The following is a 12451-nucleotide window of genomic DNA, read 5'->3' as shown; positions in this document are numbered from 1 at the left end:
CTTTCTACAAGCAAGGGACTTTTTAGTGCAAATTTCCTAATATAGGACTATAATTTGACAATTTTCTCTTCCGTTCCAGTATTTGTTATTATAATATTAATTAGTGATATTAATAGATTAGAGTTTTAATAGGAGAAAGGAGCAAGAGATGAGGAAGAAAATGGTCATGGTTACTTTGTGTTGTGGGCTTACATTATCAACTTTAGTGCCTACAGTTCAAGGGGAAGGTATAGGAAGTACAGCTAATACAGAAATTATTATTTCAGAAACGGAAACCGCCTTTGAAGAAGAAAGTAATGAACAAGTGAATGTGGCCGATGAATCGAACGAGGATAATGCGGACGCTGTTGATGAAACACAAAGGGATGAAAATTTAGACGGTGAAAATGAAACACCATCAGGTGAAGACAAGCGAGATGCTACAGAAGAGCCATACAATAAACCGTCCGATGATGGGGAAGTTGAAAATTCCGATAAAGAACCTTCAGAAGAAACAAATGAAACCGAAGGTGACATCCTGAATGAAAAGGTTGAAGAAAAAGCTGAGAAGGATAATAAAGAAGAGCTCCGAATTTCTACCGAACAGATTGAAATAAAAACAGAAAGAACGGAAATTGAAACGAAAGAAATTCCAGCAGACGGCGAGGTCATCGTCGATAATGTCCATTATTTTCTTAGGGATGGATTCGTTGATTATGCTCATGTATACAAAGGGGATATGCTCATAAGGATTCAAGAATATTATCCAGAAAGTACAATTGAACAGGCCGAAGAGCATATTAAGTATATATTTGAAATAGATTTAAATTCATTTATAGAGCAGGCAGTAAAGTTAGATGAAGTAACCCAAAAAGCTACTTCCTACTATCAATATTATCCTGAAACTAAATATGGAAATCACGGCTACAACATTCTATACATATTTGACATAGATGATTCAGGCTATATCTCTCAAGCTTCCAAGCGAGAAAAAGGAACGAAAAGAATCGTCTCAAGATATCAGTATTATCCTAAAACTGCATTTGGAAATCATGGAGATCATATCCGGTATATATTTGATCTCAATAATTCTGGTTATGTTGTAAGTGCCAGTCAAAGAGAAAAAGGAACAAAGAGAATCCTAGCTAGATATCAATATCATCCTAGAACTAAGTATGGTAACCATGGAAACAATATTAAATATATCTTTAACTTTGATCAATCTGGCTTTGTAACAAAAGCGAGCAAAAGGGCCCAAGGGTCAAAACGAACAGTAGCACGGTATGACTATTATCCCAATACTGTTTTTGGGAAACATGGAAAGAGCATTAGCTATATTTATAACTTTGATACAAGCGGCTATGTAACAAAGGCCACTAAGAGAGAAAAAGGAACGAAGAGAATTTTAACATGGTATCATTATTATAGTGGAACATCATTTGCTAAACGTGGGAATAATATTGAGTACATCTTTAACTTGGACAAAAGTGGCTATGTAACAAAATCTTGGAGAAGAGCGAAAAACTCAAAACGGATTTTAGCCGAATATACTTACTATAGTGGAGCTGTTTACGGAAAACAGGGCCCAAAAATCAAGTATATCTTTCATTATGATTTAGATGGATTCATGACGAATTCTATGACAAGAAAAGAAAATTCTTTTACAGTGACAAATGCCTATGAATATTACCCGCAAACAACCATCCTTAACCGTGGAAAAAATATTAAGTATAGATTCACGATTGATAAGAACGGTTTACTATCTACTGCTTACTTAAAGGAAAAAGGAACAAATCATACTAAAGGTGTTTTCCAATTTCACTCAGGCACAAAGTATGGTAGTCATTGGACTCGGGTTAAGAGTCAAAGACTTTACGTACAAAAAATTAAACAGAACCCTGAATTACCTTGGGGTTGTGCGGTTGTTTCCTTGACACAATCACTAAATTTCAAGGGCCATAATCTTGATAAAATTAACATGGCTCGTGCAATGCCTTACTCAAATGACCCATATAAAGGATACGTCGGTTCACCATTTAGAAGTCAACAAGGAGATCCGAATTTAATTTATCCAGAAGGATTACGTAGCTTAGCGAAAAAGTACCAACCAGGTAGTGAAGTTGTAAATAATATTAGCGATAAGCAAATCCTTTCAGAACTACAACAAGGAAACCCAGTTAATGTTTGGGTTGTTTGGAAATTTGCTCCTGTACAATGGAAATGGTATTACGCAGGAGCAAAAAGATTGTATGCTCCAGAAGAATATCATGTTATCACTTTGACAGGATATGATGATAAAGGAAATTACACCTATACAGATCCAGCTGGTAGCTTAGTCACAAGTACGGTAAGTAAAATTAAATTCAACGATATTTTTAATCAACTTGGGAGACGAGCATTAATCGTCAGATAAGAAAAGAACCTCCTGCCTATTATGGCTGGAGGTTCTTTCATTTGCCCTAAACAAACTTCCTTAGAACAGGTATTCTACTAATTATAAGTGTAAGAAGAAGACTAATGAATAATACAATAATGAGCATAAAAGCGGTATAAACGATAGGGTGTGTTGTTAAATGAGATATCCCTGTTAATTGTATAAACTCTTTGCCTCTAAAGACATCCAATACCATAGGATGGGTCAGATAGATTCCAAAGCTATACTTTGCAATCATAGAGGTAAGGTTAGAATTTGGCTTGTTCCCAAAATCCTTCATAAATAGGAAGAGAGAAATGGAAACAAACGGTGTAGTAATAGATAAGTATTCATAAAAGACCTGATTTAGACTCCCTTCTTGTGCACTGACTAACCAAGTACCCAATATTGTTAGGAGTAATCCGGCAATACCTAGTAGATGAAATAGATTAGTGGTTTTACGACTAACCTCAGTATTGGCTAAATAATAACCAAGGATAAAATATCCGCCGTATCCAAGGAAATACTCAAAGCCATTTGCAAGCTGAAATTTAAATAAGTAGGAAAGCGTTGTTGAAATGGCGCTGATAGCAAAACTAAGAAATAAAAAGTAAAGTATATCTGTTTTCTTGCCTTGTTGAATAAAAGTTTTAAATAATGGCATCACAAGGTACAATCCTAAAATCGCATATAAGTACCATAAGTGGTATTTGATGTCGTTTTGATAAAGATTAATGGCGAATTCCGTAAATGAATAAGACCCGATGTCATAACGGAAGGCCCATAATGAATAGATAAAAGACCAAAATAACAGGGCTAGAAATAATCTCGGGATTCGATTAGTGATAATATCCCATTGTGATTCCTTTTTTCCTAAAAGGAGCATCCCACTCAACATAATAAATAATGGAACAGCCCATCTGCTGCTACTATCAACTAGATTTCCAATCCACCATTCAAAGGAGCCTACTTCCTGGCGAACGAGTCGAGCTGAAATATGGATTAGGAGGACGCCAATAATTGCAACGGCCCTTAACTTTATTGCATATAGAATCAAAGCAAATACTACTCCTTTTTGATCGGCTTAATGGAAATACCTAAATTGTTTGCTATACTAGTATAAAACTCTACAGCTCGATTGTCGTAGGAAACTTGATTTTTTAAAATCTTCTTTATATTAAGAAGCTGATATTCATCGAATCTTAAAAAGACGGTAAATAAGGAAGGACTTAATTTTGTTAACTCCTCTAAATGAATCTTATAAGTGATAAGATTCCCATTTCGTTCGAAGTTAACTATTAAATCGTTATCATGCTTTGTTCGATCTCTGATCAAAACATGGTTTACCCGATCTAAATCGTCTCCGAAAATTTCAACATGTTGATAAAAAGTGTTCCCAATAATATAAGAATCGAGAGCTCTAGCAAACAAATTCATAGGAATATATTTGTATTTGTCTTTAAGGAATGGAACTTCATAATAAGGCAAGCTGTTTTTAATTACATATTTCTTGTTTTTATCATTTTTGAACCAGACAAAAAGATTTGTAAAATCTTCGATACGGTTTTCTAAAAATAATTCAATACTAACTCTGTACAATGGATTTTTGAATTGTTCTTTAAAATCATATCGTAAATCATTAGTTGTTTCGATTACTTGATGTAGAAGTGAAAGAAAATCCTCTTTCTGACCGGATTTTACAAAAAGTTGACTATCGAAGGTTTTGACAAAGTCATACTCATAAAGTCTGTTTAATATAACTTTTTCTTTCTCGATAGGTAATTTCTTTTCTTTAATATAGTCTATAACCTTTAAATCTGATTTTCTTTTCTCTAATACATGTGTTGACCTCGTTAATGAGTCTCGATTCTCTTCTAACCTATTTACATAATAAATTGGCTCAGTTGTTGTAGAGACGGTTTGGGCTGCCAAGAAAACATCACAGAAAAACAGCTTATCTTCAGCAAAGACCATTTCAGGAAACCCAATTTCTTTGTCTTTCAATAACGCAAGCTTCATCATTCTAGCAGTTGGCCCCATGTGATAAAAAAAGTGAGGAATATAAAAGGGTGAGATTTTTCGCCTTTCCTTAACAGACGCAAATTCGCCTATTATACTTTCCCCTTTTTCAGTCACTTTGATTGTTTTTCCGACCACGTAATCATCGTTCGTCTCATCCAAAATTCTTACAAGTGTTTCAATCCCTTTTGGTGCTAGCCAGTCATCAGCATCTAAAAAGGTAATATAATCGGCATTTGCTAATTCTATTCCTATGTTTCTTGGAGTTCCGGGAGAACCGGTATTCTTATGTAAAGCAACATAGCAAATGTTTTTAAATTTAGTAGCATATTCTTCAATAATTTGCTTAGTGGAATCGGTGGACCCATCATCTACAATGATATATTGAATATTTTCAAATCCAATTGTCTGGTTGATAACGGAGTCAATGGTTTTAGGTAAATACTCTGCGCAATTATAAGCAGCTGTTACAACTGCTACCTTTTTTGTTTTGTTAAACACCTTATTGATAATACTTTTTGGATTATTTTGTATTGACAATTCTTTATTTGTTAAAAGAGCTCTAGCATTCTCACGAAATAATGGGGGCATTTTATGACATCCTTTAATCGTAATTACTTTCTTTTCTTATATATCAAAGAATAGCAAAACATTCAACTTTTGCCATTTGTTTGATTGTTGAAAGATCGTGTCTCCTTATTTGCGGAGACGCTTAAAATACCCGTTTTATTATTTTAATTTCCTTTTTCTAGTGTATTCTCACTTTCTAATTAAACTTGTTTGGTTAGAAATGTTGCATTTTGCTGGAAATGATAAAAATTTGTAGAGAAAACAAAGTTATTCTGTTAAATTGATATAGGAAATAAAATAAAGGGGGATTTTACAGGAAGATATGGGTCATACTAGAAGCTCCAAAATTATAAAAAAGGCTGCTTATGTTTTTCCATTTCTATTAATCTTTCAAAATACAAATTACTATGCAGCCGCTGCATCAAATACTGAGATAGTTATACCAGCGGTGGAGGAGATTCTAAAGGTTGAAAGTTCTACGAGTGAAGAAGTAAATCTTTATGAGGAACCTTCAGAAGAAAGTACCATTATTGAATCAATACCAAACGGGGTAGAGGTTGTCAAATTAGAAGTCATTGACGATTTTACAAAAGTATCCTATCCAGCTGGTGAAGAGGGAACTCTAATTGGTTTTATCGAAAGCAATTCGTTAGCACAACCAACACAGAGTCAAGAGGTAGTAGATGACGAATCAAACAATGAGCAATTAGATTCAGGTTCAGCAGAAGGTACTAATTCTGAATTAGATGGTGCAGAAAATGAAAAAGAAGAAGTGGAAGAGACAGTAACAGAAAAGCAAGTATTAAGTAGAGAAGCTACCTCATCAACGAATGAAGAATTATCTAATTCTGAAGTTCAACCAAGAAGTTTAAAGGTAGAACAACAAGTCGTCTCTAAAGAGTCTCTGCAAGGATATGCTTTAAAAGATCCTACAAATGTTTACGCGGAACCTCTAGAAACATCGAAGGTTTTAAAAAGTTATGAACAAGGGAAGCTATTAAAGTTCCATGAGTTCAAAGAGGGATGGTATCAAGGGAAGGTATATATAGATGGTGAGGCTGTCACTTGTTATATTAAAGCAAGTGATGTTGGAGATGAGCTTCCAAAAGAAGCCGTTTCACTTTCGGGATACGCATTATTAAATCCTACAAATGTATATGCAGAGCCATCAGTAAGCTCAAAGGTACTTAAAAGCTATTCGCAGAATTCTGTATTGAAATACTCTTACCATTCACCAGGTTGGTATACTGGTACGGTTTATCTAAATGGTAAAGCTGTAACCTGCTATATTAAAGCAAGTGATGTTGGAGAGAATAAGGCTGAAGTAAAAGTAAGCTTATCAGGAATTGCAGCTAAATCTCCTACAAAGGTTTACTCCTCTACATCGACAGATTCTACAGTCTTAAAAACCTATAATCAGGGGGCAATTCTAAAATATTATGATTATTCCTCAGGTTGGTACACAGGTAAAGTAATCATTAACGGTGTTGCTAAGGTTTGTTATATTAGAAAAAGTGATGTCGAGACAATCAACACTAATCAAACAAGTTTAGAAGGATTAGCGATTAATTCTCCAACAAAGGTATATATGAGTCCTTCAAAGAGCTCAACAGTTTTGAAGTCTTATTCTAATGGTAGCGTATTGAAATTCAAGACATATACTGAAAATTGGTATATTGCTAAGGTTTACCGTAATGGAAAGTCTATGACAGCGTATATTCATGTTAATGATGTTGAGAAAATTGATACAGATCAAAAGAACTTAGAAGGAATAGCTGTTAAATCTCCTACAAAAGTTTATGCAAGTCCATCACTTAGCGCGTCAGTCCTAAAGTCGTATTCGAATGGTAGTCTATTAAAATATAAGACATATACAAAGAATTGGTATATTGCTAAGGTCTATCGCAATGGAAAGCCTATGATGGCATATATACATGTAGATGATGTAGAAAATGCAATTGAAAATGCTGAGAAGTTTATTGGGAAGGCATTAAAATCACCTACATCTGTATACAGAGATGCGTCTAAAGGGTCTTCTATCTTAAAGAGCTATGAACAGGGAAGTAAGTTGATCTTCCATTCTTTCACAAAAGATTGGTACAAAGCCACTGTTTATCTAAACGGTGAAGCTACTACAGGTTTTATCCATACAGATGATGTTAATACGAATTGGAAAGAGCCAGTATATACAACGACAAGTTATGATTACAGTTTAAATGAAATGCTGGACATCCAAATGGCTAATCGCCCACGTACGTACTACTCATCGGTGTATGTTAGCTCAGCTGCATTGTACCAAGATGAAAAAAATGCCTGGAGAATTAGTGGGGATTCCTGGAATGTCCGTACGGGTAGTAGTACGAATGATGGGATAATAGGACAATTGTTTAATAATGATCCTGTTTTAGTCCATGGCTCAACTACTGATTCAAAGGGGCAGGTATGGTATAAAATCTCTGCATGGACGGTGCCAATCAATCCTTCTGAGGTGGCATATTATATTAATCCAGATAATTTCAAAAAAGATACACCTGAGTATTTCCAGTTTTTGAGGTTATCAGGTAGTGCAGGTGCTAATGTTACTGAAGTGAACAATAATGTTCTCTCTGGAAAAGGGATATTACATGATAAAGCAGAATGGTTTATTCAAGCTAGCTCAACTTATAGTATTAATGAAATGTATCTAATTTCTCATGCTCTATTAGAGACAGGAAATGGAACTTCAGATTTAGCTACAGGAATTAAAATTAAAGTGAAAAAGGATTCTAAAAACAATATTGTTTATACCGATAATGGTCTTATTGACGTTGAGTTGGTAGATCGAACAGCTTCCGATTATGATGCGATTGTTTACAACATGTACGGAATTGGAGCTTACGATAGCAACGCAAACCTTGGTGGTGCCCGATATGCCTATAATAAAGGTTGGACAACACCGGAGAAGGCGATTGTTGGAGGTGCTCAGTTTGTAGCACAAAATTATGTTTCAAAAGGACAGGATACCATTTATAAAATGAGATGGAATCCTGAAAACCCTGGAACACATCAATATGCTACAGATATTGGTTGGGCAGTTAAACAGGTTAATAGAATTAAAGGACTGTATGATTTAATAACAGATTATAGTCTTGAGTTTGATGTACCGGATTACAAATAAAAGCATTCCCTTGGGGATGCTTTTTTATTTAGGCTCTTTTCTCAAAGGTTGTTTGCTTTTTAAAGGAAATATAGAATGATTTAGCTATGATTCCATTCTAAGTTCGTTTCAAGATGTGAAAAGAGCTTACAAACTAAGTTGTAACGCAGAGAAAGGCTTATCTCGCGTTAAAATCGGCTTTAGGATTTTAACAACAAACTTTACGAAAACAACCTTTATTTAAATAGTACATTTTTGCGTTGAATTTATGGCTACATTGAATTTTAATATGTATAGACATATAATGTTCGTTGTAGGGTGAACAATGAAAGTAGTTCATGATATTAAATATGGTTTTAGTTGAAGAGCAATATATTAATATTGTGGTACCTGTGCAGTTCAACTAATAGAGGTAGATTAAAGAATAGCTTGGTTTTGCATGTGATTATTCACAAGATGATTATCGTATGAGAAGATCCTCTTAGTATAAAATATATTTTGTTCCAGCACTTATTGGCACTATAGTAAGAAACAATCCAAATTGTACAAAATGCAATAGAAGTCGACTCGATCAATAGGACAAAAAATTTTACAGACATAAGTTCAAGTGAAAAATAAACTTGAGGCTTATGTTTTCTTATATAGTGATGTATGTAAGTAAAACTTAGTGTTACCCTTTTTGCGTGATTTTAATGAAAAAAAAGCTGTTTTAAAAGAAGCCATTATTTTATGCCTTACAAAGGGAACAATATATTTAAATTTTGAATGTAAAATCAATGAAAAAGAAATGTCATCACGTTGATATATATACTTTTGTGAAAAAGTGTTAAGTTTACATTAGTTTTGTTAATATGTATGTATATTGAAATTGAAAACAGAAATGGGTACTTAAAATGGTAAAAAACTTTGTGAAAATATTGGGAATTCCCTTCATTACAAAACGTTTTAACGACATGGTTGACTTGATCGTGGACAGGATCATAACGAAAGAGAAAACATTCATTGTAACTGCGAATCCAGAGATTGTCATGCATTCCAAAAAAAATCCGGATTATTTAAAGGCTGTACAATCAGCAAATTACATTGTTCCAGATGGTCATGGTATTATTTTGGCCTCCAAATTGTTAAATACTCCTTTACCTGAACGAGTAACAGGGTTTGATCTGACTGTAAAGTTACTAGAACTTTCAAATCAGAACCAATGGAAAGTATATCTTTTGGGTGGTACAGAAGAGGTCAATGATGCAGCTGCAGCAAATATTGAAAAACGCTACCCAGAACTACGATTGGTGGGGCGCCATCACGGCTTTTTTGACTGGAAAGAGGACCGGATTCCTGATGAGATCCAAAGCTTGAAGCCGGATATTGTTTTAGTGGCTCTTGGAGTACCAAGGCAGGAGTTATGGACGGTTAATCATATTGACCGGTTTCAACAAGGAATTTTCATCGGCGTAGGAGGCAGTATCGATGTTCTGGCTGGTACGGTCAAACGTGCACCTAAAATTTGGCAAGCATTAAAGATTGAGTGGCTGTATAGGCTAGTTAAACAACCTTCCCGTTGGAGAAGGATGCTTGCTTTGCCAGAGTTTGTAATGGAGGTTTTAAAGGAGAAATTCTCTTCAAAAAAATAAGGCTTTTTGATTGTATGAAACCTTTTAAAGGATTCATTCGTCCAATTATTAGAGTGTCATGGTTTGACCTCACCTAGGGAATTGGAATAAAAAGGCGGAAAAATGACGGATTGTTACTAGTACATTAGCAAAATATGAAATACCATTCCCTTCCTGGGGTTTTGTGCTATAATTAGATTCGATTTCATGAAGAAATTGGCCTGCTAATTTATTTACTCAGGGGCATCCTAATCACAAGGAGGGTCAATATGCTTTTAATGACCTTAATTATATGTTTTTTAAGCTCCATCCTTCTTACTCCAATGATTAAAAAATTGGCGTTTCGATTAGGAGCAACCGATCGACCGAATCAACGTAAAGTACATGCCAAGATTATGCCACGAATGGGTGGTCTTGCTATTTTTATTAGTTTTATGATCGGGCACTTTATTATGGATCCTTTCAGTCCTTCCCATACCGGAATTTTGCTTGGGAGCTTGGTTATTGTAATAACAGGTATTTTAGACGATATGTACGAGCTCTCTGCACAGATAAAGTTATTTAGTCAAATAGCTGCTGCGCTTATTGTGATCCTTATTGGTGGAGTTCATGTAGATTTCATCAACTTGCCATTTGGAGGCAAGCTTGAATTCGGCCCATTTAGTATTCCGATTACGATTCTCTGGATTGTCGGAGTAACAAATGCGATCAATTTAATCGATGGTTTAGATGGACTTGCTGCAGGAGTGTCTTCTATCGCTTTAATTTCCATTTCAGGAATGGCGATTGTCATGGGCGATGTTTATGTAATGACCATTGGCTTTATTTTGCTTGTTAGTACGGTTGGATTTTTATTTTACAACTTCTATCCAGCAAAGATCTTTATGGGAGATACCGGGGCGTTATTTTTAGGATACATGATTGCGGTCCTATCTTTATTAGGCTTCAAGGGTGTAACATTTATTTCGTTTATCATTCCCATCATTATTTTGGGAGTACCAATGACCGATACAATCTTCGCGATTGTTCGCCGTCTTGTTAATAAAACACCATTGTCAGCACCAGATAAATCTCATTTGCATCATTGCTTTTTGAACCTTGGGTTTACCCATAGACAAACGGTATTAATGATTTATGCAATCAGTGCTCTTTTTGGTTTAGCAGCGTTTATTTTCTCGCTAACGACAATGTGGGGCTCGTTATTGCTAATCACAGTGATTTTACTTTCAATTGAGTTGATTGTAGAAAGTGTCGGCTTAGTTGGGAAAAATTATCGTCCACTCTTGAATATGTTACGAGGGCGTAAATATGTAAAGGAAAACAGATAACCCAGTCCATTGACTGGGTTTTTTATTGTTTTCAAAGTGGAGTGTGGGAATAATAATAGAGGAGTTACTTGAAAATTATGGTTTAATTTTCCTTTAATTGGGTACAGTAAGAAAGACAAAAAGCGCTAGTCTCCTGTTAAGCGGGGTTTAACCTTAAGATAAACAAATAAAAAACCCTTCCTAATAGGAAGGGCTTGATTCTGCACCAGCGTCAGTTACAGTCGAGTTATCAGTTTCAGGTTCAGTAACCAAATCTGTTTCTGAGGTCAATCCAAGATGCTTTTGGAGTTTTGTTTTCGTTTCTTCTAGTGCAACTTCATCTAGCTGGTAATAGTAAACACCGTTGATTCTAGAATCTGCACCTTCGAGGTTGAGTGTTTCAGAATTCATTTTCGTTCCAGCGACTGCATAATCAATGAAAGAAGTCATTTCTTCAAAGCGTAAGTCTGTGGTCATATTGGAACCAATTGCTTCAATAACACTAGTATAGTTTGTAAGAGATTTAACATTTGCCGCCTTTTTAATTACGGCTTTGATGATTTCCTGTTGACGTTTGCCTCGTTCAATATCATTGTCAAGCTTACGAGTACGTGCTAAAGCAAGTGCTTCTTCACCATTTAAGGTTTGTACTCCTTCTTCTAATGTAATTGCACCAGCGCGGTCTCTAGAATCTTGTTCAGTAAACGTATAAGGAACGTCAACTTCGATTCCGTTTAGAGCGTCAACCACATCAATAAACGCGTCAAAGTTCATTTTGACATAATAATCAACTGGTATATCCAATAGGTTTTCTACAGTTTCAAGTGTATATTCGACGCCACCATAGGCATGCGCATGATTGATTTTGTCATAAAACCCTTTATCCGGGATGTAGACGTAAGAGTCACGCGGGATACTTAGAAGCTTAACGGACTTTTCATCTTTATTAAAAGTAGCAAGCATTAAAGCATCTGTTCGTGAGTTTGAATCGAATTTACGCTTAGAACTATCGTCAACTCCGATAAACAAAACGGAAATGTTTTCTTCAAACGGATTGACACTTGCGCGTTTTGAATCTCGATCAACCGGTTGATAAGAATCCTTCATCACGGTTTCTGCTTGGCTATATAAATGTGCACCATATGCGACTACACTCACGAGTACCAGAAGAAGAGGTAACATAAACCAACGAATGATTCTCTTTCTTTTCTTCTTGGGCTTGTGAATATCGCTGCGTCTAATTTCAGCCATAGTATTCTCCTTTTCTATTAATCTATATAGTATAAGTTCAACATGAATTTTAAATAACCAATAAGCCTACCTTTTATTTTACAATTTCTTACGTTATTCGTAAATCGTATTTTATGGAAATTTGCTTTTTATCGGGACTTTAGCTCTAGGAATCGTCACCTATTTA

Annotated in this window: 7 protein-coding genes; 4 read left to right on the top strand and 3 right to left on the bottom strand. The window is 35.2% G+C overall.

What is annotated here, in order from left to right; translation table 11 throughout:
- The first annotated feature begins 148 nt into the window (after nucleotides 1-148).
- Nucleotides 149-2392: a C39 family peptidase gene (locus tag M3182_RS05465; RefSeq protein WP_251557315.1), complete on the top strand. Its 2244-nt coding sequence runs from the start codon at nucleotides 149-151 to the stop codon at nucleotides 2390-2392.
- A gap of 46 nt (nucleotides 2393-2438) precedes the next feature.
- Here M3182_RS05465 and M3182_RS05460 read toward each other — a convergent pair whose 3' ends face one another.
- Both M3182_RS05460 and M3182_RS05455 read right to left on the bottom strand, forming a co-directional pair.
- A complete protein-coding gene (locus M3182_RS05460) occupies nucleotides 2439-3449 on the bottom strand; it encodes an acyltransferase (protein WP_251557314.1) in 1011 nt (336 codons plus the stop codon).
- 8 nt (nucleotides 3450-3457) lie between these two features.
- Nucleotides 3458-5002 (bottom strand): glycosyltransferase family 2 protein, encoded by a 1545-nt coding sequence (locus tag M3182_RS05455; protein WP_251557313.1) that lies wholly within the window; start codon nucleotides 5000-5002, stop codon nucleotides 3458-3460.
- 301 nt (nucleotides 5003-5303) lie between these two features.
- Between M3182_RS05455 and M3182_RS05450 the strand changes: the two genes are divergently transcribed.
- The 3 genes from M3182_RS05450 (at nucleotide 5304) to M3182_RS05440 (ending at nucleotide 11055) form a co-directional block, all read left to right on the top strand.
- On the top strand, nucleotides 5304-8138 hold the full coding sequence (locus M3182_RS05450) for a glucosaminidase domain-containing protein (RefSeq protein WP_251557312.1): 2835 nt from the start codon (nucleotides 5304-5306) through the stop codon (nucleotides 8136-8138).
- Between the two features lie 872 nt (nucleotides 8139-9010).
- Nucleotides 9011-9748: a WecB/TagA/CpsF family glycosyltransferase gene (locus M3182_RS05445; protein WP_251557311.1), complete on the top strand. Its 738-nt coding sequence runs from the start codon at nucleotides 9011-9013 to the stop codon at nucleotides 9746-9748.
- 248 nt (nucleotides 9749-9996) lie between these two features.
- Nucleotides 9997-11055, top strand: coding sequence for a glycosyltransferase family 4 protein (locus M3182_RS05440; RefSeq protein WP_251426288.1), 1059 nt, complete (start codon nucleotides 9997-9999; stop codon nucleotides 11053-11055).
- A gap of 180 nt (nucleotides 11056-11235) precedes the next feature.
- On the opposite strand, the gene M3182_RS05435 is transcribed toward M3182_RS05440, so the two are convergent.
- Nucleotides 11236-12285 (bottom strand): LCP family protein, encoded by a 1050-nt coding sequence (locus M3182_RS05435; protein WP_251557310.1) that lies wholly within the window; start codon nucleotides 12283-12285, stop codon nucleotides 11236-11238.
- Between the last annotated feature and the right edge of the window lie 166 nt (nucleotides 12286-12451).

The sequence above is a fragment of the Mesobacillus maritimus genome, assembly GCF_023715205.1.
Lineage (GTDB): Bacteria > Bacillota > Bacilli > Bacillales > Cytobacillaceae > Mesobacillus_B > Mesobacillus_B maritimus_C.
This window is presented reverse-complemented; position numbering and strand designations above follow the sequence as displayed.